The organism is Culturomica sp., from assembly GCF_003524185.1.
GTDB lineage: Bacteria > Bacteroidota > Bacteroidia > Bacteroidales > Marinifilaceae > Culturomica > Culturomica massiliensis.
In genome coordinates this window covers 16,844-40,448 of record NZ_DOED01000002.1, presented here as the reverse complement: position 1 = coordinate 40,448, position 23,605 = coordinate 16,844, and the positions used below count along the sequence as shown (strand labels likewise).

Annotated in this window: 22 protein-coding genes and 1 tRNA gene; 6 read left to right on the top strand and 17 right to left on the bottom strand. The window is 39.7% G+C overall.

Annotated features, from left to right (window positions below; genetic code table 11):
- Positions 1 to 4: 4 nt before the first annotated feature.
- Both DD657_RS00565 and rlmH read right to left on the bottom strand, forming a co-directional pair.
- Entirely contained in the window at positions 5 to 3,607 is a 3,603-nt protein-coding gene (locus tag DD657_RS00565) for a sensor histidine kinase (RefSeq protein WP_287047992.1), read from the bottom strand.
- 29 nt (positions 3,608 to 3,636) lie between these two features.
- On the bottom strand, positions 3,637 to 4,110 hold the full coding sequence (rlmH, locus tag DD657_RS00560; protein WP_021987043.1) for a 23S rRNA (pseudouridine(1915)-N(3))-methyltransferase RlmH: 474 nt from the start codon (positions 4,108 to 4,110) through the stop codon (positions 3,637 to 3,639).
- Between the two features lie 175 nt (positions 4,111 to 4,285).
- Here rlmH and DD657_RS00555 point away from each other — a divergent pair.
- Positions 4,286 to 4,359 (top strand) — tRNA-Ile (locus DD657_RS00555).
- A gap of 137 nt (positions 4,360 to 4,496) precedes the next feature.
- On the opposite strand, the gene DD657_RS00550 is transcribed toward DD657_RS00555, so the two are convergent.
- Both DD657_RS00550 and DD657_RS00545 read right to left on the bottom strand, forming a co-directional pair.
- The gene (locus DD657_RS00550; protein WP_287047991.1) at positions 4,497 to 4,634 is read right to left on the bottom strand and encodes a hypothetical protein; all 138 of its coding nucleotides are present in this window, start codon (positions 4,632 to 4,634) and stop codon (positions 4,497 to 4,499) included.
- Positions 4,635 to 4,672: 38 nt separating this feature from the next.
- Positions 4,673 to 5,362 (bottom strand): hypothetical protein, encoded by a 690-nt coding sequence (locus DD657_RS00545; protein WP_287047990.1) that lies wholly within the window; start codon positions 5,360 to 5,362, stop codon positions 4,673 to 4,675.
- 151 nt (positions 5,363 to 5,513) lie between these two features.
- Between DD657_RS00545 and DD657_RS00540 the strand changes: the two genes are divergently transcribed.
- Genes DD657_RS00540 through DD657_RS00530 form a run of 3 tightly spaced genes read left to right on the top strand, consistent with a single transcriptional unit; the run spans position 5,514 to position 6,210 of the window.
- On the top strand, positions 5,514 to 5,747 hold the full coding sequence (locus DD657_RS00540; protein ID WP_287047989.1) for a hypothetical protein: 234 nt from the start codon (positions 5,514 to 5,516) through the stop codon (positions 5,745 to 5,747).
- A gap of 34 nt (positions 5,748 to 5,781) precedes the next feature.
- Positions 5,782 to 5,970, top strand: a complete 189-nt coding sequence (locus DD657_RS00535) for a hypothetical protein (RefSeq protein ID WP_287047988.1) — start codon at positions 5,782 to 5,784, stop codon at positions 5,968 to 5,970.
- Between the two features lie 51 nt (positions 5,971 to 6,021).
- Positions 6,022 to 6,210: a hypothetical protein gene (locus tag DD657_RS00530; RefSeq protein ID WP_287047987.1), complete on the top strand. Its 189-nt coding sequence runs from the start codon at positions 6,022 to 6,024 to the stop codon at positions 6,208 to 6,210.
- A gap of 345 nt (positions 6,211 to 6,555) precedes the next feature.
- Here the strand turns inward: DD657_RS00530 and DD657_RS00525 are convergent, their stop codons facing one another.
- Entirely contained in the window at positions 6,556 to 7,569 is a 1,014-nt protein-coding gene (locus DD657_RS00525) for a hypothetical protein (protein WP_287047986.1), read from the bottom strand.
- A gap of 268 nt (positions 7,570 to 7,837) precedes the next feature.
- On the opposite strand from DD657_RS00525, the gene DD657_RS15160 reads away from it, so the two are divergent.
- Positions 7,838 to 8,077 carry a SymE family type I addiction module toxin gene (locus DD657_RS15160; protein ID WP_353745276.1) on the top strand — a complete coding sequence of 80 codons (240 nt, stop codon included), beginning with the start codon at positions 7,838 to 7,840 and terminating at the stop codon, positions 8,075 to 8,077.
- Positions 8,078 to 8,116: 39 nt separating this feature from the next.
- On the opposite strand, the gene DD657_RS00520 is transcribed toward DD657_RS15160, so the two are convergent.
- Entirely contained in the window at positions 8,117 to 9,646 is a 1,530-nt protein-coding gene (locus DD657_RS00520) for a DNA methyltransferase (RefSeq protein WP_287047985.1), read from the bottom strand.
- 4 nt (positions 9,647 to 9,650) lie between these two features.
- On the bottom strand, positions 9,651 to 10,598 hold the full coding sequence (locus DD657_RS00515; protein WP_287047984.1) for an AvaI/BsoBI family type II restriction endonuclease: 948 nt from the start codon (positions 10,596 to 10,598) through the stop codon (positions 9,651 to 9,653).
- A 512-nt stretch (positions 10,599 to 11,110) separates the two neighbouring features.
- Here DD657_RS00515 and DD657_RS00510 point away from each other — a divergent pair.
- Positions 11,111 to 11,836 (top strand): leucine-rich repeat domain-containing protein, encoded by a 726-nt coding sequence (locus DD657_RS00510; protein ID WP_287047983.1) that lies wholly within the window; start codon positions 11,111 to 11,113, stop codon positions 11,834 to 11,836.
- Positions 11,837 to 12,068: 232 nt separating this feature from the next.
- Here the strand turns inward: DD657_RS00510 and DD657_RS15155 are convergent, their stop codons facing one another.
- From DD657_RS15155 to DD657_RS00460, 10 genes are all read right to left on the bottom strand, one after another.
- On the bottom strand, positions 12,069 to 12,494 hold the full coding sequence (locus tag DD657_RS15155; RefSeq protein WP_353745275.1) for a DUF5675 family protein: 426 nt from the start codon (positions 12,492 to 12,494) through the stop codon (positions 12,069 to 12,071).
- Positions 12,495 to 12,497: 3 nt separating this feature from the next.
- Positions 12,498 to 12,659 (bottom strand): hypothetical protein, encoded by a 162-nt coding sequence (locus tag DD657_RS00500; RefSeq protein ID WP_287047981.1) that lies wholly within the window; start codon positions 12,657 to 12,659, stop codon positions 12,498 to 12,500.
- Positions 12,660 to 12,670: 11 nt separating this feature from the next.
- Positions 12,671 to 13,681, bottom strand: coding sequence for a rolling circle replication-associated protein (locus DD657_RS00495; RefSeq protein ID WP_287047980.1), 1,011 nt, complete (start codon positions 13,679 to 13,681; stop codon positions 12,671 to 12,673).
- Positions 13,682 to 13,768: 87 nt separating this feature from the next.
- Positions 13,769 to 14,731 (bottom strand): DUF6371 domain-containing protein, encoded by a 963-nt coding sequence (locus tag DD657_RS00490; protein ID WP_287047979.1) that lies wholly within the window; start codon positions 14,729 to 14,731, stop codon positions 13,769 to 13,771.
- A 3-nt stretch (positions 14,732 to 14,734) separates the two neighbouring features.
- A complete protein-coding gene (locus DD657_RS00485) occupies positions 14,735 to 15,025 on the bottom strand; it encodes a helix-turn-helix domain-containing protein (RefSeq protein WP_287047978.1) in 291 nt (96 codons plus the stop codon).
- A 107-nt stretch (positions 15,026 to 15,132) separates the two neighbouring features.
- On the bottom strand, positions 15,133 to 15,966 hold the full coding sequence (locus tag DD657_RS00480) for a hypothetical protein (protein ID WP_287047977.1): 834 nt from the start codon (positions 15,964 to 15,966) through the stop codon (positions 15,133 to 15,135).
- A 177-nt stretch (positions 15,967 to 16,143) separates the two neighbouring features.
- Positions 16,144 to 17,487, bottom strand: coding sequence for a tyrosine-type recombinase/integrase (locus tag DD657_RS00475; RefSeq protein WP_287047976.1), 1,344 nt, complete (start codon positions 17,485 to 17,487; stop codon positions 16,144 to 16,146).
- 1,103 nt (positions 17,488 to 18,590) lie between these two features.
- Positions 18,591 to 19,052 (bottom strand): hypothetical protein, encoded by a 462-nt coding sequence (locus tag DD657_RS00470; RefSeq protein WP_287047975.1) that lies wholly within the window; start codon positions 19,050 to 19,052, stop codon positions 18,591 to 18,593.
- A gap of 3 nt (positions 19,053 to 19,055) precedes the next feature.
- Positions 19,056 to 21,251: a peptidase domain-containing ABC transporter gene (locus DD657_RS00465; RefSeq protein WP_287047974.1), complete on the bottom strand. Its 2,196-nt coding sequence runs from the start codon at positions 21,249 to 21,251 to the stop codon at positions 19,056 to 19,058.
- On the bottom strand, positions 21,248 to 23,602 hold the full coding sequence (locus DD657_RS00460) for an outer membrane beta-barrel family protein (RefSeq protein ID WP_287047973.1): 2,355 nt from the start codon (positions 23,600 to 23,602) through the stop codon (positions 21,248 to 21,250). Before DD657_RS00460 ends, DD657_RS00465 begins: the two co-directional genes overlap by 4 nt.
- Between the last annotated feature and the right edge of the window lie 3 nt (positions 23,603 to 23,605).

Sequence of the window (23,605 nt, the reverse complement as noted above, 5' to 3'; positions counted from 1 at the left end):
TTATTCATTCTACCCTTTCAATACCATCCGTATACCTTAAAACGATAAAAAATTCAGTTCCGACATCCAGACTCATAAAATCGATGATCCCTCCCATACTTTCCATGATCCGCCTTGAAATAGCCAATCCTAACCCCATACCGCTCGTCTTGGTCGTAAAATTAGGTTCGAAAATTTTTTCCCGTATTTCTGCCGGTATGCCGACTCCGTTATCCCGGATGCGAATGACAACATTCTGTCCGACCTTGTCTGTTCTTATACGCAACTCGCCCTTGCGGTCCTCCGGAATACTCTGTACAGCATTTTGCAAGACATTTACAATTACACGGTGTACCTGTTCCTTATCTGCCAGCACCCGAACACCGGGAATAATATTACATTCCAGATAATCTACATTCATTTCAAACAATGTCGCACAATTCCGTACCATTTCACTAATATCGAAAACTTCCTTTTGGGAAACCGGGATCTTTGCAAAATCGGAAAATGCCGATGCGATCGAAGCCATATTATCAATCTGCTCAATCAACACCGTAGACACATCCTTAAAACGCTTTTTAAATTCATCGGGATCTTCAATCTGCAACGAACGCAACATAAACTGTATATTCAGCTTCATCGGTGTGAGCGGATTCTTTATTTCGTGAGCAATTTGTCTCGCCATCTCCCGCCAGGCACTCTCACGTTCCGATTTAGCCAACTGGCTGACACTCTCCTCCAATTTCTCCACCATATTGTTATACTCTTTCACCAAACTCCCCACTTCATCACGGCGGTTATAAACAATCTTCTCATTTTTCCCTCCGATCCGCATCTGCTTCAATTTATCATTGACCAATTGTAACGGTTTCGTTACCCTTTCTGCCACCACGCCGGATAAGATAAAAGCCAGTACCATGACGACAATAGCAATATTAACCGCAATAATCACCATAATCACAATATCGAGATTCAACTCGTCATTCTGTGTAAAATAAGGAACATTGAGTATATACGACTTATTATTTTCCAAAACCAACGGCATATACACCGACATATAATTCAATTCCCCGATATGCTTTTCCTTGACAAAACTCATCGAACCGTCATCGACAATGCTCTTTAAAGCCTCCGCATCCACCAGATAACCGGCAAAACCGGCCGTAAAGATTTCCGGACGGGAAGTAGCCACCAACATACCTTTCTGAGAATAGATATTGATATCGATCATCAGGATTTCAGACATATTCGTCAATACATTCAGGATATCCTGGCACTCTGTATACTCCACACATTCCAACGCCTCCAGCTCTTTATTGACGTACTTCAGCAACTCCGTCGCTTTTGAACGGTGACGATCTTCAAAACTTTTCGTATTCAGATAAATAGATAAAGCCGTAAGAATAAAAAACAATACGAAAATCAAAGAAACAATACTGTTTTTAATCCTGGATTTTAAAGTCCCGCGCCTATAATTTATTTTGTGATCACGGCTAAAAAAAAGCCCGTAAGAAGAAAGCAATATGCAAACGAAAAAAACATACAATATATTTACATAGTACAAAGAAAAGATCGAATCCGACAAACTCATGACCAAACCTCCGCTTTCATTGACCGGGATAACCATATGTGAATAATGATCTTTCTCCACAATCGCTATATTCCCATGGTATTCACCAAAAGAATTAAACGAACGGTAATAATTAAACTCTCCGGATGAAAATATCAATTGCCCGTCCCGATACTTGGCGTATGAATACGGATAAATAATATCAATCCCTTCTATCGATTCCCTGGATAATATCTGTGGATAACCACTTCCCTCACTGTCTTTCGCCGAATCAAAACTCAAATAAAGAATAACCTCCCCGAATTCAAACCGGCCGATATAAGAAACATAACCGTCGAAATCATTAATAAAATAAAAATTAGTCTTCCCCAACCGTTCTCCGTGCCAATTGATTATATCTCCGAAATAATCGTTACAACAATGCAATTGTGCAGCAACCCCCACTCGGAGACTATCATCCTGACGACACAACGTAATATCAGAAATATAATTATACCCGTTTAAATCCAACAAATCATTCGTCAGACATAACCTCAAAAACTCTTCATTGTAATTTGCCACCAAATCGGCTATCACCTCGGAATCATTAATCTGCTCATCTATTTCCACCAGCTTCTTCTCAAAATTACGATCCCGCTCCTCGATAAGCTCTGTCGCATAGGCAGCTCTCTGGGTCAACTCCCGGTATTGCTCGTATTTTTTTGCCGTTAAAACAATATACACAGACAACAAAGACATCGTCAATATAAAAATACTACGCTGCATATCCCGGTTCACCGCATAACGATTTACAGCAAATAAAATGAAATTAACCAGCACAAAAAGACTGCCCCAGAAAAAACTGTCCATATCCCACAACATACAGAGAAAAGCCAAAAAGCCCATGACCACGACAACCGTCTCCAGAACAATTTTTAAAGGAAGCAGATTTTTCAATATATATACCGCCCCATCGATGATGATGATAAGTCCCACTCCGCCCATAATAATCGCAACAAAAGCCACAATAGAAGGCAATCCGACATTCACCACCCGGGCAATATTCAAATGGACATCCGTATGCCCGATCAAAGAACTGATCGCATAAGTCCATGTAAACATATATACGGCAGCCAATACAATCAAACCGACCATAATAACATAGCGGATACGCCTGACCTTAGGACTCTGATAATTTACCTTCAAAGCACTGAAAGAAATATAAAGGACCTGAACAATCGAAAAAGCCGATAACATAAGATCCCCGATAGATGTCACCGTACGCCCTGCCATCAATGTCCCGTCAAACAAAGACAATCGGTAAACAGAACCCGGGAACTGATTTTCAATCATTGTATAACGCAACAAAAGCAAAAACAGGATAAAACCGGTAATGTATAACAATTGCATCCGGAAAGAAGAAGCGGAAGTCAGTAGCAGATTATATACATAAAATAAACTGATAAAAAACAAAAGATAAAACGTGATAATCAGATAATTTACCGAGCGATCTTTAAAATTCTCACTATGCTGTACATAGAAAAGCGGCTTCCCTTCTTTGGTCTTGATTTCCCATTCTCCGCCCTGAGCAAAGCGCCTCACTATAATATTGTCCGCATTTTCAATATCGACACCTAAAAATTTACCGAAACGGTTTTTGACATATTCATTATCGTAAGGATAATTATCCTTAATATGCAGTAATGCAAAATATTCATTATCTCCATATACCTTCTTCCGGACCTCATAAAAAGCATTATTGATCTTTATAAAATTATCTCCGGTATTCAGTCCGTCATATAAACCGTCCATACCGATAATTTCATTTGTCCAGAAAAAGACCTTCTTATTCCTAAACCCAACAAAAACAATATCCTCTTCCCAAACGTACTCGTCTATATTCACACTGTCCCGGAATTGCTTCAACAAACTTTCCGCCTCAGCCTCCTTATCGTGCAACCGCTTCTCAAAATCCCGGACCCAATCTTCACCGGCATGACGATCTAAAATATATTCCCAACATAATGCCCCCAGCAAAATGGTCAGTCCTGCAATGAATACAACTAAAGCTTTTTTCATGTGTTTTTCTTTACTAATCCGAAAAACCATCACTCATGATGGTATGGTTCCCCATTCATGATCGTCATTGCCCGGTAAACCTGTTCCACAAAAATCATCCGGACCATCTGGTGAGAAAATGTCATCTTAGACAATGACAACTTATCGTTAGCCCGTTTATAAACATCTTCGGCAAAACCGTAAGGCCCTCCGATAACAAATACCAAGCGCTTTATTCCACTCTGCATCTTCTGTGCCAAATACCCTGAAAACCCGGTAGAAGTAAACTGATTTCCCTTTTCGTCCAACAATACAACAACATCTCCCGCCTGCAATTGCCCCAATATCAATTCCCCTTCTTTACCCTTTTGAAGGCTCTCCGGCATATTCTTACTGTTTTTCACATCCGGCAAAACCCTCATCTCATAAGGAACATAACGTGTCAACCGCTTCTCATACTCCTCAATCCCCGTTCTGATATAAGCCGCATCCGTTTTTCCGATCACTAACAAGCATATTTTCATTTTTCCGGACCAATATTAGCGTTACACCTATCTCTATCTACACATACCCCTACCCACTTAACTTCTCTTTCAAAACGAAAGTAACATTTTTTTTGCACATCCTTTGCAAAAAACCAGATTTTATCCCTATATTTGCACCCGTTAACGCGTGAAACCGATAACACACGAGAGTGTAGGTCCTATAGCTCAGCTGGTTAGAGCACCTGACTCATAATCAGGGAGTCCTTGGTTCAAGCCCAAGTGGGACCACAACATTAAAACACCAATTAGCTGAATTTCAACTGATTGGTGTTTTCGTTTTAACATTTTGCAAAACATTTGCAAAACATGGAATAAGAAAAAGCGGCTTTTTCAGAGCCGCTTATACACACAATAAAGGTAAATGATCAGTTTTCGGAGGGCGTATTTGTGGATTTTTTGCTTTCCTCCTCTAATTTTTTTTTACGCTTCTGGATATGGGAAATTCCCAGGGAAAGAATCGTGAGAATAATATCCCAAAGTGTCTTTTTCCAATTCGTTGCCATAATTACCTCCTTTTTTACAGGATCATCCCTGTGTTTGATCAACCGGCAGATGCCCCGGTTATGTTAAAAACAAAAATCTGACGTGCCGAAGCATAACCACTGATACTGTTAATGGCATAAATCTGCACCTGTACCTTATCACCAACTACCGGCGCACCAAATTGTGCAGTGTATTTTTCGGTGATAGTTGCTTCGGCGGCTCCTCCTGCAACAGTTCCAACCTGCCTAAGTCCGTTAATGTTAGTACTCTGTCCTACCGATAACGGAGTAATACGAACAAGTAATATATCGTTTTCACTCACGTTTCCGTCAAATGAAATCTTTAGAGCTGAATCTGCCAATATCAAGGAAGAGAGTCCAGGTAATTGACTGGTCAGATTGTCAGCCGGTTCGGTCAATGGCGTGGTGATGCCAACGAGTTCGAGATTCATGTTACAACGGACATACAGGTTAAACCCGCTGATTTTTCCGGATATCCCGTAATAAGAACCGGAAGCTGAAACTGTTTTTGACTTTTCAGCCCAGAGTGCCCGCTGTGTATCCGTTAAATCCTGCCAGTTCTTTGCAAAGCGGCTGAAATTCTGACGTAAAACCCGCTGGTACTCTGTATCCGTGTAGGTAGGAATAACTTTGTTACGTACAACCAAATGACCGGCAGAATGGGCGGCGGTAATGTTACCGGTTGAGCCGGTGAAATCTTCAAATAATTCGTTTGTTTTTGCTTTCATGACTGTAATTTTTATGTGATAGATGGGTGATTTATCACAATATATGCTTATTTGCAGATTATTATATATTCAGATGAAGACTTTAACACGAGTGATGGGATAATGATTGTTGTGATATTTATCTGGGGTATGCCGGTAGTATGCCGAAGATATGCCGTTATTAATCAATGTATTTTTAAGAGGGTTTACTGGCGCCGTAGATGACGATGGGAAATGTGATGATGTTTCTGCCGGCGCTTTGCAGGACGACGGGAAAAGCGGCGGGAAGGGCGTGGATGCGGGGTATGAGGTGGCGGTTGTGCCTAGTGATCAGCAGGGAGGCGGAGCCTGGGACAATTTAACAGGCCGACAGTGTGAAGGGATGTGTGAGGAGCCGGTTTGTTAAGTTGTCAGACGGGGAGGGATTACCAGGCACAAGCATGGGGAGGAATTGGGGTGGTTTGTGTGGTGTGGAGCATGGGACGCATAGATGGAAGCCTTTGAAAAGGTGGGATGTGGGTTCAAGGGCTTCCATTTTTGCAGGCGGGTGGATGGAGTGCAGCGATGGAGTGATATGGGGTGAATCGGGATTTTTTGTGACTGTTTTCGGTTGTGGGGAGGTTGTGTGAATAGTCACAATAAATAGAGAGTTGGATGTGGGTGGATGCGGGTAAATGCCCGTGAGAAAAGGATGGAAAGAACGGTTTGTTCGTTGTCGGGCATGTGCCAGGACAATGGCAAAAGAGGTGCGGCGGGGAGCGATGGCCGGTTACGGCTCCGTCCGCCAGAGACATGGAAGCCGTAGCCGGAGGCTTAGCGCAGGGGTGGGTTATGCCCGTGAAAGGACGATTGAAAATGAGATCAGTTGAAGGTCGGGCATTTCCGGCAGGATTGGCAAAAGCGGCAAAGGGCGTGTCGTGATAGGTGTGGGGTATCAGGGGTACGTATAGGACAGTGTGATGGATGGGTATGGCAAGGTTGGCGGAGTGGGATATCAGGGTTTTGTGTGGCTGGGTGTGATGGAGAGGAGTTTTTATTTAACATAATCCGGATTGTGGGACGGCTTCGGTCGTGGGGTGATCCGTGTGGCTGTTCCATAATCCCGATGGGATTATGTTACTTAAAAGCGGGAGGGATTGCGATTGATCGTGTTGGAGAAATGCTATAAGGATGGACGGGCGATATAACGAAACTATATATATACTGCGAATTAATCATATAACTTCAAAGTTTCCTTTGGATTCATTACGAAGTAATAATTGAATGTCGTTTCGTAACTGTAAAAATGTTTGATAATTTGTTTTTAGGCTGAATGAAGATTCACCCCACCAACCTTCAATATTACGTTTAAAATAACCTTCTACACTACGACGGGGAAATTCTGCAATTAAAGAGTCAAAAAAAGAATCATGTATTTTCAAATGACCATGTGATTTATCAAAAAAATAGTTCCAAGTATCATACAACTGATCATGATCTTTTATATCAATAATCTCGACCTGATCCAAATAACGAAGGTCAGAGCCATAGCCCTGATGAAGAAGCTGAAGAGCACCTTCATCAGTTTTGGGTGCTCCGTAACCGAATATAGTTAATATAAGGGATTGTTGAAGATAATTTTTCACAATCTGCCACTGGTCACGGATGAAAATATTAGATGTATAGTCTTTGTGTTTTACAGGATAAAGTAATGGGACTTTTTGAAATAAACGACCACAAACCGGACAATGAGCTTTTATGTGTCCGAAACGATTGTCACGTTCACAAATTCCTGCATGTATACAACCATGTAAAAAAAGAAGTTCTGGTAGATCATCGGTAATTTTTCTTACACGATTATAAGCTTGTAATAAAAGCGGATCCCAGTTGAACGTGGCAATGGCATCTTTTTTTCGGAGGGAGATAATAAGCAGATCATATATCGTTGGATGATCTGGTAACTGGAGTAAATCGAAATATTCACCGATTTTTGTTTCTAATAAAAGTCGAATACTTTGACAATCCTCCCGATCATATAATTCCGAATATATATTTTCCAGATTGTTACTATTAGTATTAAAAATGACGTCGTTTAATAGCTCATTTAAACCAAGCTCGTTAATAAAATTATCCATAAGGGAAGATTTTCTACCATTTCGATCTCCCTGAGGAATAGTTGCAATAGTAGCTCCTGCCCCTAATATTACAAGGTGAGGCCTTTCTTTTAAATGTTCTAAATTCAATGCCATATAATAAAACTAATAACCAAAGATATTAATTTTTGTACGAATCTGTTTGATAAGATAGAATAAAGTCGTAAATTTGGGGTGAGTGACATACGCAAAGGTGGGAAACCTGCCTTATTGTTTGGTGGGCTATTTTTATGCCCTCTGATCTGATATACGGTTCTGTACCCCCGTGGGGAGCATTAATGTGCCCCCGGCCTTTGCGGTGTCACTCAACGGGAAAGGCGGAACCGTTTTCTATATCTCCGCCCTCACTCTATAATACAAAATTATGAGGACCGTTGAGATGACACCTAAAAAACAAAATGATGAAGTGCACACCCGTAAGATCAGGTGCATAAGTTCCCCACGATCTACTTTCTTCCGGAGACTACCGTCAATTTCTCTGGCCGGAGTGTGGTTGAAAGAGGCCGGGTTTGAAGTCGGCGATTTTGCCAGGATTATCGTCTCGAATGGATTACTGGTGATTCGTTGCGAGAAGATTCCAGAGAATGAAAAATGTATTGAGTAAAAAGTAAAAACTTCCCTGATATAGGGAAGTTTTTTACTATTAATTTTTTTTCCATATAGTAATGCTTTTTCTCAAAGGAATTCGACCAAATTTTTTCATTTGCTGGCTACTATTTCCCTTCTGTTGCTTTAATGTATAAACTTTTACCGGGGTGAAACCTATTTGTTCTGCAAGCTCGGTCGACAAATAATCAACAGGAATAACCTCCCCTCCATATCTTACATTGTCATTTACAAAAGCGACATAAGCACCTTTACGACATAATCGAAATAATTCAAAATATATAAAAGTTAATTCTGAAAAATATCCATTCACCATTTTAAGAACACCTTTATTATTGATATCTCCATTTTTATTCCTAGCTTCGAGAGCTAAATTAATTTCTTTAAGAGTTTTATTATTTTCAATAATTGATATTACCTTATTATAATCATTTTCTTTTCCTAATAATGCATAATGATCTTTTAACCTTTCAATTTTTGACTTATTCTCAACAGTACAAGAAAGTAATTCTTGTCTTAAATTTTTTACTTCTTCTTCATTCTTACCCAAATAAACTAATTCTAGAGCATAAGTTCTTGTATAATCGTATCGATTACAATAAGGAGGAGAAGTTATAACCCCATTAATTATATTGTCTGCTTTCTTTGGTAACTCATACAATGCACTACCATTAATATACTCTAATTCTGTCTGTTCAAATAATGTAGAATCAATATTTTTCTGAATATCCTTAATGTCAGTACTTACTGTCTTTAGTTCATTGAGCAAACACTCTTTTAAACTAGGTAATACTCCTTTATCTAGTTTAGTTGCAAAAGGTTCTTTACCAGCTTGTAATCTTTTCTTTTCGGCATCCTGAATTTTAGGCGAGCGATAATCCCATCTTAAATATTGACCATCTTTTGCTGAATAACTTATTCTTTCTAAAGAATTCAAAATACAGAGAGTCACAAGGTTTTTAATTTCATTTGAATATGTAGATTTTTCATTCCAATCTGTAATAAAACATAGTTCAATTTCCCTGTTATCAGGATAGGCATCTTTCGTGATGCTAATATAATTAGCTTTCAAAGTAAATTCCAAAGGAATAGCTATATTTTCTATATCCCGAATCAAATTATTTAATTCCTCTAAACGATATTGAAAAATTGATGACTTTACTGCAATCGAGACATTTGTTATAGGTAAAATATCAAAGCCAATACTATTTATTCCTTGTAATCTCGCCACTAAAGCAGTTGTTCCCGAACCAAGAAAAGGGTCTAATATAGTTGCTCCAGCGTGTATATTAAATTCGTTCAATAAGATTTTCACCAAATCTGCAGAAAATCCCTCTTTATACTTTAACCATCTATGAATAGAATCTTTTTTACTAAGTTGATAACTTACACTCTGACGATTAAACTTATCGGTTACTTCTGTTATTTCAATATATTTTTCTTCCAATTTCATCCTTTCTTCCTGACAAAAAAAACCATCAGCAGAAAAAGATGTAATTTTCCAATTATCAATAGGATACAAGTAATCTTCAAATAATTTAAAATCTCTCATTTTACACACTCCCATCTCATCATATACTTAAAATCCAATCACAATAATTGATTAATTGTTCTTCAACGGTCATATTTGCGGCGTGGTCCAATACTCCTGATTCAAGCTGATCCCAAATTTCTCTAGCCATACTCTTCTCAATTGCAGCACCAACAAAGGAAGTTTTAAGATGTGGAATTATTTCATTACAAGAGTTTCTAATCCTAGATAATGCACTACTTGCTGTTTTCCAATGTTCATCTGCTCCAGCTGGATCAATTCCTCCTTTTAACTCTCCTAGCATAATAATTGTAGTTGGTTCTGTCTTACCATTATTATATTTATCAATACCACAACCGAATAAGCATATGTCTATATTTTTACTAACTCTAGGAATTGTTAAATTAAAAGCCAATGTCCTTTTTTTCTCATCTATACTCCATGAAATAGCTTTCAAATTATTTTCGATTTCATAATCGTCCATTGGCTTAGGTTGCCATTTCGTGGGGTAACGAGTATCAATCCAATTATAATTTATATTCATGATACTCATATTCGACAATAATGTCCTTATCAATCTTTGTTGCGCAATTGCTCCAACTAAATTACGCATCGAACCTCCCAATGAATCTCCTTTTATCAATAAAAATCTATATACAGCTTCATCAACAAAAGTTTCACCGGCAGGCTCTAAAAAGTTTTTAATCAATTCATTAATTGCCTCATCCTTATCTTTTTCCGTAAAATAGTTTAATGCTTTATCAGATAATCCAGCAGCAGTTAACAATGGTAAACGAATTTGAGGAATATTTAAAAGATCTTTTGGAGTTTCAGCCAGTTGAGCATATTGTTTAAAAGACTTGGCACTTTCAATATAAGGTGTTGAGCGTCTATTTTTTTCTAAAGCAAAAGAAATGAAACCAGCTCTAGTTTGTTCTCTCGATGTCACCAAATCCTCGTATTGCTTAATGTATTTCTTATAATGCATATTTTTATTGGATTTATATTACTTTCTTTTCAACTTCAAACAAAAGTACTTTTGTTTTTTTACTTCACCAAATTAATATCAAAATCTCTAGGCCAATCTCATGTATAGATCAATAGACAAAGAAATCCTGAAATTTGAAAATATATATCCAAATTCTTTTATTGAAAGTATTTTATTTTGCAATTGATGATGAAGAATGGCAAATTATTGCACCGTAAATAGTCAGTAAAGTGCAATGAAGCATGATTTCACAATTTTTTTTGTATATTTGTACAGTAGAAATAAGAAGAAATAAAGACATATTGACGTTTTAGTTTAACGCTAAAGTCTCCACTTCCAAATAACAGCGACTTTTGAGAATCACGGAGAACTTTGCGGAGGGCTCGACGTATGCAGATACGTGAGCCTCCGTTTTGTTCCGTGATGGGGTTCGTCGCTGTTCCCTGGAAGTGGGCAATTCGGGGTGCTCACTCTTTCTTTTTGTAGTTGTGTCCCCACAAAACACTGATGATATGGATGGACCAGACTACACGAAGGACTTACCGAGAGAATTAAAGGGATTCTGTTATGTATGTATGAAGATTATGACCGAACGGAATGGAAAGGTCAGAATGGAGATCGATGCAACAAATTTTTCGATAATGTGGGGGGATGGGACGAATGATAATAAACGCTACCATGTTTATCAAGATGATGGTTTGTTTGAGGTTGTATTAATAGGCCGGAATTTACGACGGTTGGACATATCGGGATGTGGGGTGACAGATGCGGATTTCGGAAGATGTAATAAATTGCGGGAACTGAGGTGTGGTTTTAATTTTCTGGAAGTACTGGATTTTTGTGAAGCTCCGAATTTAGAAGTATTGGTGTGTAATACGAATGACCTTGTGAGGCTGAATATTGACGGATGTATGAAGCTGCGGTATATGGATTGCAGAAGCAACCGGTTGAGTTGGCTGGATTTAAAGGAGCGTAAAGAATTGTATGAGCTGGAGTGTTGTCATAACGAGTTGAAAGGTTTGGAAATTGAAGGATGCGGGACTTTAAAATATCTGTCATGTTTTAATAATAGGCTGAGCGATGAGAAATTTTCGTGCTTGTTGAATAGCCTTCCGGAACGTTCATCTCCTTATGGTTGCTTCTATGGGAATAAAAATCCCGGGTTCCGGTTAAAACACAAAGAGCTGATGATTTCCAAAGGATGGAGATATGAACGTCACAGAAACCTGATAAAATGAAGTTGCTTTTACGGCGGTTTTCGTTTGCATATTTCCCGAATGGAAACAGTAAAAGTCCACAGGGCAGTGAAAGAATGAAACGAAAATGTACAATAGCCCGGGAGTAACAGACTGTATGAGCCTGTACGGACATGGATATGTGCGTCGAAACGTGCGGCTTTTCTCTGGAGGCGGCGGATGTTTTGAGGGGTAAGTTTTTTAAACATGGTTTTCAGGGTGTTTATATCAATCGTTAGCGGGTGATGTACAGAAAGATTTCCCGGTGGATAGTGTGAAGCTGCCGGGCGAAGGTTTCAAGTTGCCGGAGCACTATGCGGGATTCCGTCAGACGTCCGGAACGGAGGTCGCAGCCCACGAGGATACATCCGGTTGTGTCAGAGGGAGTGTTACCGGCATGGATCAGGATGCCGGAGCGGTGGGGAACATCCGAGAGATAGATTTTTGACGGACCAAAACGAGGGCTGTCGTGAAATTTCAGGCGATAAAGCCCTAATGGGATAGCAGTGCGGCGGATGTTGTGGTGGGTGTGTTCGGGAGGATAGTACGGTGGTTCAAGGGTGCGGACATAGAGATTGTTCCGGAAAAGAATGGAGCCGAGAGTACGGTCGGAATAAAATTCTTCACGTATGAGAATCAGAGTATTGAGATTGTTTTGCATGGGTTAAGTTTTTAGGTTTTTGGGACGATAGTGTTTGCAAGCCTTTTGTTTTGCCAGGACGGTTGTTTGTTTGAGACCGTAACATTTTCCCTTTTCCCGATCGGGTTGGTCGGGAGCGATAAGGAAATAATGGCAGCGGCCGCAGTAGTAAGTGCGTTTTTTCATGGTCAGGTGGATTAAGCGAGTTGCAACATGTGGATTCCGATTTCTTTGAGGCGTTCGTAAATGCAGCGAAGAATGGCCGAACACCGGGAACGGATTATTTCGGCAAAGGAAACGGGGATGAAAGTACAGTAGTCGTGCCGGATAATCCGGCCGGCAAATTCAGTACACAGGGTGGTGAGATCGTCGAAAAGGAAGCGATCAACGACAGCGGTCACGTTTTTAAGTGCGCTCAGGGTCTGGGACAATCCCCAAAGTTTTCCGTGTACCAGAAGATGCGGGGGGATTGTATCATAGGAGGTGTATTCAGAGAGCAGGTTTTTACAAAGGTATTTACACAAGTAACGGGCGAGGTCACGAACCCGGCGGACGCTATGGATATCAGTGCTGTTGGGATTCTGCCAACGGGTTGTCGTCCCGTAGATGTAACGCTGCCGGAGTATTGTGGTGCTGGCCTGTCCGGCAAAGGTGTTGTAATAATCGGCAAAAGAGTGAATTTGTGCGTTCATCCGGTTGGCATAGGCATCGACGTAGCCGAGTTTGTTCTGGATGCGGTTCCACTTTTCCCGGAGCTTGGCGGCCTGAATAAATACGTTTGTGACCAGGTGAAAGTGGATGTTTCCGTTTTCCTGTTTTTCCGCTCTCCAAACGTAATGGATCATGCCGTTTTGTTCCCTGAGTTCGGTGAGAAGCTGATTGAACAGGCGGGATTTGATGACCTGGTCGGAATGGCGTTGGGGACTACTCAATGTGAGCGTGATGAGAGATATCCGGAATCTTACCCAGCGATGGGTTTCCCGGTTGTACGCTTTTTTGGTTTTGGAAAAGAAAAGTAGCCATTTGAGGGCCGCCTGGATGCGTCGTGCAGCCTTCGCAGAAATGATACCTTCGGGGGAGTTCCGGCGTGGCGGTTGCCACCGATAAGGGTGCAGAAAGTCGTTCTCACGGCGATGGAAGTTTGTGGGATATTGCTCGTATATGGCAATCCCGTACGGTTTTATGGATATAGAGGGTATTTTTATCATGATTTTTGAGATGTGGGAGTATTAGATAAACCAATATGTGTGAGAGACGAAGGGGAGGTTCTCTCCCCTGTCTGCCGGGTTATGATATCAAAAGAACTGGGGCGGACGACCGGCGAGTATAAGATCGGCAATGTCGATACCTGCCTGATGCTGTTCGAGGGTTGCCACACGTTCGATGCAGTCGGATACATGGAGCTGACAACGAACGAGGCGGGTGATGGCTTTTGCCTTTACTGCCCAGAAACGGTAACTTCCCGCATCCGGTATAGCATTGATGATCCGTCCGGCTAAGGGCATGAAGCGATCGGGAGTGAAGTTGTATTTTCCTCCCGTGGCTAACCAGAGGAGTTTCGGATACGTGAGGGCACAAATCAGGGCTGTTTTTTCGCTTTCCACTATTCCAACGGGTTTAAGGGGATGGGACGGAAGGAGGTGTTCTCCGAAAAGGCATTGCCGGAGGCGAAAATCAGCAGGAAGTTTGCCGGAAGTGATCAGGGTGCGGTGGAGCCAGTTGAAAGCTCCGGGGCGGTCTTTCATGCGGTGTCCGGTTGTTGGGTTGTAGGCCATGATTTTGGCTGTCCGGTAGTTTCCGCTGGCGTCGATTTGCGGGAAAACGATGCGACCGTATGAAGCGGATTGCAGGCAGTAAGTGTCAATGAGCCATTTGAGCTGAGCGGAGGTGAGATGAAGGTGTGAAACAAAAAATTTCAGGAGTGCTGTTTGTTCGGGTTGTGAGGCGAGAGCGGAACCGATGATCAGCTCGGCGGGAATGACGGAAAAGGTGTCGGATTTGATAACCGGAGCTGATTGACAGGCGGAGGAAGGCGGCGGTTCGATTCCCAGGCGACGGAGGTCACGGAAATATTCCCGGGGTGTGTAGTGATACCCACAGGATTCGGAGCGTTCGCAGCGGCCAACTTTTTCGTTTACATATTGTCCGGTGGAGGTGTCGATGTAACGGACAAATTTATGGGCGGCACCGCAAGCCGGACAGATGAAACGGGAAGCCATGCCGCTATATGGCTGAAGTTTGTAATGATAGTTTTTCATGGCTCATGAATGTTGGAGACGTTTGTATTTGGGACTGGCGGCGTTGTCAACCTCGGAGAGGTCGAACAGGGTTCGGCGGCCGATTTTAACAGCCCGGATTTTTCCGGAATTTATCCAGGCATGGACGGTCGAGAGGGAAACGTGGAATTTTTCAGCGACTTCTTTACGGGTGAGGTACTTTTTTTCTTCGGGGATAAAACGGTCAAGTGAACCGGTGAAAGCAAGGGTAACAGCCTCGGAAACGATTTGTTTTAAATCATCCAGGGAAACGGGGATAATGATCGATTGTTCCATAACTCAGATTTTTAAAAGTTGTGGAACAAAAGAATATAAGAAAGAATGGAAAAGGAATGGCAATCCATTGCAACGAAAGGTGCAATATGTTGCAATGGATTGCAATGTTATTTGAGTTCCCGCCTGATGTGGTCTATGATGCGGAGGGTTTCAGAACTGTGGTTCGAGAGGTAATTATATTGTTTCCCACGGAGTGAGTTGTAGTTGAATTTGTGCCGTCGTTTATCACAAAAGGAGTCGTGCGCCGTGCGCCATTTGTTTCGCTGATCGGATATTCCGAAAAACATATCGACGAAGTACGAGAGATCAGCAACAGTTTCTAACCAGGTGACGGGCTGCCAGGAGGAAGGCGAACCGATACCGTAAAATATATAGGCGGTCGTTTCGGGCCGGGTATTGGAATGAATGAGTTTATAACGGATAAGTAGTGCGTGGAGCTGTCCGGGTTCGTCGGTTTTTATTACGTACCGGTTGAAGTGGGGTTTTGAAGGCGGGATATCGGGAAGGTTGTCGGGAACTCCGGCAAAAAGACGGAGCCGGGATGTGGTTTCGAGTACATTGTCGTAAGTGGTTGACAGGATGTTGATAGCTCCATCGAGCCGGGTGTATTGTTCGGGTGGAAAGTAGTGCCTGAAATCATAGCGGTTCCATTGGCGCTGTATGTTACCGATCTGGGAGGCGGTGCGTTTGACCTGGCTGTCAAAAAGTTTAAAGAACAGTGTGATTTGTGTGGTTGACAGGCACAGTTCTATAATTTCTGCCGAAATCAGGTCAGCAGAGCACATCCGGAGGTGATAAAGAAATTGTTCCAGAGTAAACGTACTGAACCGAAATTCAAAAGATACTGCAATATCGTCAGAAGCGGTAATGAGTTCATCGAGTTTGTCAGAAAGCAGAGTAACTAACTTAATGAAACAAAGTGATTTTTGTAGGATTTTCATAAGTGAAGGGTTGAAGATTAACGGTACTGAAATAGGGTGATGCCGGAAAATGGAAATTTCCGGAGGAAGGTGTATAAAAGTAACACACGCCTTTTGCCAGGCGTGCGCATATGAAGGTGAAATATTTCATAGCATGTTGTTAGTATGTAAAGCTATGAAGAAGTTCACAAACCGAAGTTATCGTTTTTTAGATTTTTCTACTGATTCGTCAAAGAATTTCATTTTACTCAACCGAATTGCATTTTCTTCGGCAGTAACACGAATGTATTTCATAAATTCCGATTCTGTCTGATGGCCTGTGAATTTCATTAAAGAATATAAGTCCATTCCATCTAAATAAAGAAGTGTTGTACCGGTACGACGTGCAGTGTGGGTTGTAACGAGGGTGTATTTCGGAACTATTTCAGTAACTCTTTTTGCTCCCTTTATGGATGTGTGTTCAATCTTATGAGTGATTTTTGAGCGTAAACAAATTAGTTTTATGTTATCGTTTACCATCTGGCTGTAAGTACGTGGCAATGTATCATTGTATTTTGTTAATATGGCAGTAAGTTTAGCGTTACAAGGGATAACAACTTTTGTATTTGTTTTCTGCTGTCGGAGGCTAATAGCTTTTTTCTTATTAGCCAGGGTAATCACATTTTCTTTACTGATACGGTGATAGTCGGAATATCTTTGAAGGGTGTACACCCCCACTAAAAAGACATCACGGCAAATGTCCAGTTCGGCATCTTTAGGTGCACTTAGATCAAGTTTTTCAAGAGCTTCAATTTCTTTACGGGTAAGATAAATGGTATCAGATTCACAACTCATGATTTTAAAACCTTTCTGTAAGGTTTCAATATTGGTGTGCAAGCCCTCCCCACGGGCTGCGGTCATGATTTTTTTTAATGATTTGATATGTTTCCCGGTCGTATTGGGGGAATATTCTTTGTTGTTGAAGTATGTGACAAAATCATGGTAGAAATCCATGTTTATGTCATTGAAATCATATTTTTTCCTCCTAAGCTCCTGGAAGTTGTTAAACTCCGTTTGAAAGGAAATTATGTTTTTGATCGTCCCTTTAGAATATTCAATTTCGTATTGACCGAATTTTGTTTTTTTAGTGGCTTTACGCTTTCCCGTTTCCATTTCCCGGATAAAACGAGCTATATATTTGTTGAGAGTTTCAGGCTTGGATGATTTGACTTTGGATTTAGCTTGCTCTTCAATATATTTGTCAATAATATCTTGTAACCATCCACCAGGTAAATACTGGCTATCCTCATTAAATTTAGCAAATGTACGCCGTTCAATTTCATTTAAATTATCAATAATCTTCTGCGCAGTTTGAAAAGTGAAAGTGTTATTATATTTAGCTTTTTGACTAATGGTTCCTTTGTCATCATCCCAGGCTTTTACCGGAATAATATAAGGCGTTTGAGCATATCGGGTTACACCACGCCGAGCCGAAAAGTACACTCGAATAGTTGCATTTTCACTTCCTTTCGATACTCTGATATAATACTTCAATGTAGCCATAATTGAAAATATTTAGTCCCTCTACAAATATAAGAATTTGCAAAACATTTGCAAAACATTTTCCGAATTTTGCAAAACCTTATTTTACTTTAAGGATTCAAATTCAACATATATGACTGTATTATAATATATTAGTAAATCATTCCCATTTCATAGAATAGTGATTATGAGGTACAAGTGGGACCACTTTTACAAAGAGCTAATTAGTTTAAAATCAACTAATTAGCTCTTTTTCTTTTTGTAATTGTGAAACATTTATGAAACATGAAACGAAAAAAGCGGCTTTTTAGAGGATAGTGTTTCAAAAAGTGTGTATGCATTCCCTTTTTCATCATCTTTGCAAATCTATTTATTTTTAATAAAATAGTTTTGATTCTAAAAAATTATAAATAGGATATTTATAAATATCGGCATTCTGGATAGTTTCATAAAAATAGCTATTGAAGAAGTTGACAGTCAGGAAACCACGTTTGAAACAGCAAAAACAAATAGCGAATTTTGCCACTAACTTCAATTTCGATATAGACTGGGGAACGGATAAACTCGCAACTATATCCAAACATACCCCATCCCAAGAAATAATAATAATTATTAATCACATACTTATGAGGGTATTCAAAGCGACATATCAAGCTATTATTGCCGTTCTGGAACGGAGATAATTCGGAAACATTACGGAAAATATACGGCAATGTATATACGGCATGCCGGATATATAACGGACAAATCATGAACCGATCCTACGGTCAATTTATCGTTCTGTTTAGTTACAACATGAATTCAGAACTGGTAAAATGACATCAACGAATACGTGGATGCTAGATGCAACTTGAACGAATCATAATAACTCTCTTATAATCCTTTTTATTCGATAGTATTCAAACAGGAACTCCGTTTCTTTGCTGGATGAATCGTACAAAAAACTTTGGCTTTACCACTTATTCCGAGCAAAATACCGAATAAAATTACGTTGTAAACAAAAAGAGATAATCGGTAGAGACAGTCTCTTTTTTGAAAGAACAAAAACTTTCTTTCTGAATATCAGAAAGAAAGCCTTTGAATAACCTTCTTTTTCAATCCATATCATAATTATCTAACACTGATTATTTTACAACAATGTTAAATAATGATTTTTCAGAATAAAGTATTTCTGCTTTAAAAGTTGTGGGAGAAAATACAATATTTCCGGTATTGGCTTGGCTATGGCTCTTTATTTCGATCTCACACTGCTTTAAGTATTTTTCTCCATCAAACTTAATTTCAGCAGAATTATTAATATGTAAAATTCCATATATGCTTTCGTCACTATCATAGAATTTTATCGTTTGCCCTGACCGGAGCAAATAAATTTCGTCCAATCTGTTAACAATTATATGCGTGGAGTCACCAACAATCTGAATCTGACAATAAAGATATTGAGGGTACTTAATAACTAAGGAAAAGACGAATAGCAAAACCAGAATAAATGATACAACCAGTGTCCCATATCTTATAATGCGGCTGGGTATTTTACCAATAATTTTTCTGGTTTTTTCACTTCTAAGTTGCAGGTCTTTATCTTCCATAATTTATTCCCCCAATTCTAATTGATTCTTGATAAGATTAAAATAATTTTTTTTCAATTTTATCAGTTCCTCGTGTGTACCACGCTCTACAATGCTGCCATTATCCAACACGATAATCTGATCTGCATTCTTTACCGTACTTAATCGATGAGCAACTAAAATCACGGTTTTATTGATAAAGAAATCAGCTAAATTTTCTGTTATACGCCTTTCGTTGGTTGCATCCAAAGAATTGGTGGCTTCATCAAAGAAGATGAAATCCGGATTTTTATAGATAGTCCGGGCAATTAATATCCTTTGTTTCTGTCCTTGGGACAATCCTCTCCCTTCGTCGCCTATGATTGTATTATATCCTAAAGCTAAATTTTCTATAAAGTCGGAGATACAGGCCAGTTCGGCTGCATATTTTATTCTTTTTTCATCTATTATGTCATCATGTATTGCAATATTGCGTGCAATAGAGTCAGAAAATATAAAACCATCCTGCATAACTGTACCGCATTGATTTCTGTATATATTGGTATTGATGTCATTAAGATTATAGTCTCCAATACAGATCTCTCCTTCCTGTATTTTATAGTATTGCAATAGTAACTTAATTAAGGTCGTCTTGCCGCTTCCGCTGCTCCCGACGATAGCGGTAGTTTTTCCATGCGGGATTTCGAGATTTATATTGTTCAAGACATTCCTGGATGTTCCATCATAGCAAAAAGATAGATTTTTAATTTTCAGTGTTTTGTCTGTAAAAACTGGGGCAATGATGGGACGGTCCGAATTTTCATCAGATTTTTTCCTGATTTCATTGATTCTGTCAAGACTGATAGACGCGTCTTGGGAATCGTATATAAACTGAGCTATTTGTTCGATGGGTGAAGTTAATTGACCGATTATGTACTGAATGGCCAACATGGCGCCTATAGTCATATTGCCATTGATAACGGAGAGTGCAACAACGAATGTGATAATGATATTTTTGGATTCGTTGATAAATAAGTCTCCGCTTTCCTGCACTTGCCTCAGTTTAAGAGACTGAGTGTTAATCTCAAAAAGACCGGCCTGGGTATCTTCCCATTCCCAGCGCTTTCTTTGCTCACAATTCTGGAGTTTGATTTCCTGCATTCCGTTAATAAGCTGAAAGGTTTTATTTTTTGCCGCGGATCTCTGGTTAAAGTATTTGTAATCGATCGCTTCCCTTCGTTTTTTAAAGATTAAAAGCCATAGCGCATACAGACCACTCCCAAGGATAAAGATAAGGCAAACTAAGGGGTTGAGTATATACAGTACAACCCCGAATACAATTACTGAGAAGAAAGAGAAAATTATTTTCAGGAATTGAGTAGTAAAAAATTGCTCTATTCTTTCGTGGTCGTCTATCCGCTGAATGAGGTCGCCTAAAAGCTTGGAGTCGAAAAATTGCATAGGCAGTTTCATCAGCTTGATAAAAAAGTCTGAGACCATTGAAAGATTAACTCGTGTACTGAGATGTAACAGCAGCCAGTTTCGAATAAATTCAATACTCATTTTCCCGATGAGGAACGAAAATTGAGCTAAAAGGATCGTGTAGATAAAATTAATATTTGAATTTTCAATACCAACATCCACTATAGATTGGGTCAAGAATGGGAAAATAAGTTGTATTAAACTCCCGACGATCAGCCCAACAAGAAGTTGGAAGAAATATTTCTTGTATTTTTTGAAATAACTGAATATGTATGTAAAATCCAAGGTTTCTTTGGATTTGTTTTTTGAATCTATGAGGTTTTCCGGGCTTACCAATAACACAATTCCTTTAGGTTCATTGTCCCTAGTAGCCGAAATCCAGTTGCATTCAAATTCCTCCTGTGTATACTCGAGATGGCCCAGAGCAGGGTCAGCAATGAAAAAAGTATATTTTTTGCCTTTTTTCTTTATTTTATAGAGGATCACAAAGTGATCTTGCTCCCAGTGCAGGATCATAGGAAGAGGGGCCTCGTGAATAAGTTTATCCATATTCAAGAATCCGCCTACAGTTTTAAACCCAAAACTTTCGAGTATTCTTGATACTTCTCCTAATAGTACTCCAGACTTAGATATCTTGCACAAATCACGTACCTCATCAGCAGAGTAATGAAGGCCATAGTAAGTGCATAACATTATTATACACGATGACCCGCAGTCCTTTTGGTCGCGTTGAATATATATCGGAAATTTCTTGCTCATCGGAGTCGGTTAAGTTCTTGATCGTAGTTAGATTTTCTGCGATAAACATTCTTATAGTTGTTGAAATTATATCTTAGTGTCAGCCGGATGTTTCGGGAGTCCATGTTGTTGTATTGCCCGGCTTCAACATACCCATACTTATCAAACCAGTCGCTATACGATTTTCTCAGGATATCATTCACAGATAAGTTTATACTGAGCTTTCGTTTAAAGAAGTATTGCGTTAGCGAAGCAGAGAGATCCTGTGATGCGGTAAAATTTGTCATCAGGTCAATGCTCTTACTTTGGTAATTATAATTCAGTGATAAAAAGGTATTTTTGGTTATGGTGAAATCAGTTGATACCTGGAAGTAGTATGATTCTGTTTTTCGTTTTAGGACCGATCCCATAAAAGGTATTTTCACATTAGGGAATGTCACCCCCGCATCAACGCTTAAGCCAAACCAGTTCCATTCCTTGTTATAAGAGACACCTATATCCCATTCTTCAGATTTATCGATATTTATAGGAGTAAAGATTATAATACCCGGTTTATCCGTGTCCTGAACGCCTGAGAGTAAAATCGGATTTTTATAGTAGTCGTAGCTGGCATATATGTTTAGGTTCTCCCATAAAGTAACATCTATAGTTGCATTGTGATTAATGGTAGCTTTGAGTGAGGGATTTCCTATTTTATAAGATAGGTTATTCAGATATTGTCTCGCCGGATTTAGCTGACCAAATGTGGGTCTCGTTATCTTACTTGTATAGCTTACAGAAAATTCAAATATTTTGGAGAGATTATTGGAATATAGAGACACTGATGGAAACCATTTAGAATCCGTATCATCTTTAATGACCTCACCATTCGCTTTGGCATTATAAACAGAGCTTTCATTTCTAAGGCCTATTCGATAACCGATAGCTTCCAAATCATGTGTGAATTGGATATAACCAGCGTAATTGTCGTCGGATATAGCGTTGTCAGTCTGATAATCACCCGTCGTGGATTGGTACCCAATTTTGCTAACAATATCACTTTCGCTTCTGCCGTATCTTACGCCAAATAAAAACTGTACGTTGTCGTTAACGCCCCATTCATATTCCAATTTTAGAGTCTGCGCATTGGACTTACCTTTATTGTAATAAAGGATCTGATCGTCATTCTCCAATATATGGGAATCTTCAAAAATGGTTTGACTTACGGTCGTATTGTAAAATATGCCATCACCCCAAAAGGATAATTTATGATTATCAGAAGGGCTGAAAACGTAAGCAACACTAAGGATATTGGAATTTGATTTATCTTCGCCCGTATCAGTTATTGTAAACTTGTTCTGGATGGCATCATCCTGGTGGATCGTTTGCTCTCCACGGTTATTGGATTCTTTTTCACTCACCGCAAGATGATACTGGAGGGACAGATCATGCTTGGGGGAGAATCGATATCCCGCTCCAATCATCAGCTGATGGTCGCGCCGGTCGTATATATTTATGGATGATTCGGTGTTTCGTATAACGCCCGATTGCAGGTAATTATACTCATAACTATCAATATAGTCTTTATTGCTCAAGTCGTTGTAATCATACCCCAAATAACCACGGAATTTTCCTTTGCTGAAATTAGCTCTGAGTCCGGCTATGTCTGAATATTTCCGGCTAAATATTGAAGTATTATATAATTGGGTAGATATACCCTCAAAAGCTCCTCTTTTAGTCTTAATCCTGATAACAGATGTAACATCCGCAGCGTACCTAGCTGATGGATTCTTATCTACATCAAAGGAAATAATTTCATTTGGCTGTAACATCTCTACCTCAGAAAAAGAATTTACTCTCTTGCCGTCTATGTATATTTCGGGAATGCCCCGACCAATTACTGAGATACCATTATCATCACTTCTAACACCCGGGGCGCGGCCCAATATATCTTTGATTGTCGGAAGATGAGCTAATGAGGTATTGCTGACCTGAACTTCGGCTTTTCCTTGAGCGTACCCGATTTTGGGCAGTCTGCTTGTGACTGTAACGTCATTAAGGGTATACGATGTCACTTCCATGGTTATGAGACCCAAATCGACAGAAGTTTTCAGCGCTATAGGGATAGACAGATCCCTATACCCTAATGATGTGATTACAAGGTAATAGTCTCCGGTTTTGTTGTAGGCTATATCAAGGACACCATTATAGCAGGTCGTTCCTGTAACTAAAGTTGAATCTTGATCATATAATAGCAGGTTACAATAATCCATATTAGTTGAGTCAGAGGCAATAATCACTCCTCTTATCCGCAATAATTCCTGAGAATAACCCGGTAAAGTGATACACCCTATAATACCAATAGCCAGTAACCATTTTCCGAAAGCTTTCATCTT

Bases quoted from the DNA above. Each gene is read 5' to 3' on its own strand.
- DD657_RS00490 (WP_287047979.1), bottom strand. From the start codon at position 14,731: ATGAAAAACTATCATTACAAACTTCAGCCATATAGCGGCATGGCTTCC.
- DD657_RS00520 (WP_287047985.1), bottom strand. From the start codon at position 9,646: ATGGGAGTGTGTAAAATGAGAGATTTTAAATTATTTGAAGATTACTTG.
- DD657_RS00535 (WP_287047988.1), top strand. From the start codon at position 5,782: ATGGGGAGGAATTGGGGTGGTTTGTGTGGTGTGGAGCATGGGACGCAT.
- rlmH (WP_021987043.1), bottom strand. From the start codon at position 4,110: ATGAAAATATGCTTGTTAGTGATCGGAAAAACGGATGCGGCTTATATC.
- DD657_RS00495 (WP_287047980.1), bottom strand. From the start codon at position 13,681: ATGATAAAAATACCCTCTATATCCATAAAACCGTACGGGATTGCCATA.
- DD657_RS00565 (WP_287047992.1), bottom strand. From the start codon at position 3,607: ATGAAAAAAGCTTTAGTTGTATTCATTGCAGGACTGACCATTTTGCTG.
- DD657_RS00480 (WP_287047977.1), bottom strand. From the start codon at position 15,966: ATGAAAATCCTACAAAAATCACTTTGTTTCATTAAGTTAGTTACTCTG.
- DD657_RS00545 (WP_287047990.1), bottom strand. From the start codon at position 5,362: ATGAAAGCAAAAACAAACGAATTATTTGAAGATTTCACCGGCTCAACC.
- DD657_RS00465 (WP_287047974.1), bottom strand. From the start codon at position 21,251: ATGAGCAAGAAATTTCCGATATATATTCAACGCGACCAAAAGGACTGC.
- DD657_RS00540 (WP_287047989.1), top strand. From the start codon at position 5,514: ATGCCGTTATTAATCAATGTATTTTTAAGAGGGTTTACTGGCGCCGTA.
- DD657_RS00510 (WP_287047983.1), top strand. From the start codon at position 11,111: ATGGATGGACCAGACTACACGAAGGACTTACCGAGAGAATTAAAGGGA.
- DD657_RS00475 (WP_287047976.1), bottom strand. From the start codon at position 17,487: ATGGCTACATTGAAGTATTATATCAGAGTATCGAAAGGAAGTGAAAAT.
- DD657_RS00550 (WP_287047991.1), bottom strand. From the start codon at position 4,634: ATGGCAACGAATTGGAAAAAGACACTTTGGGATATTATTCTCACGATT.
- DD657_RS00500 (WP_287047981.1), bottom strand. From the start codon at position 12,659: ATGAAAAAACGCACTTACTACTGCGGCCGCTGCCATTATTTCCTTATC.
- DD657_RS15155 (WP_353745275.1), bottom strand. From the start codon at position 12,494: ATGCAAAACAATCTCAATACTCTGATTCTCATACGTGAAGAATTTTAT.
- DD657_RS00470 (WP_287047975.1), bottom strand. From the start codon at position 19,052: ATGGAAGATAAAGACCTGCAACTTAGAAGTGAAAAAACCAGAAAAATT.
- DD657_RS00525 (WP_287047986.1), bottom strand. From the start codon at position 7,569: ATGGCATTGAATTTAGAACATTTAAAAGAAAGGCCTCACCTTGTAATA.
- DD657_RS00485 (WP_287047978.1), bottom strand. From the start codon at position 15,025: ATGGAACAATCGATCATTATCCCCGTTTCCCTGGATGATTTAAAACAA.
- DD657_RS00515 (WP_287047984.1), bottom strand. From the start codon at position 10,598: ATGCATTATAAGAAATACATTAAGCAATACGAGGATTTGGTGACATCG.
- DD657_RS00460 (WP_287047973.1), bottom strand. From the start codon at position 23,602: ATGAAAGCTTTCGGAAAATGGTTACTGGCTATTGGTATTATAGGGTGT.
- DD657_RS15160 (WP_353745276.1), top strand. From the start codon at position 7,838: ATGAGGACCGTTGAGATGACACCTAAAAAACAAAATGATGAAGTGCAC.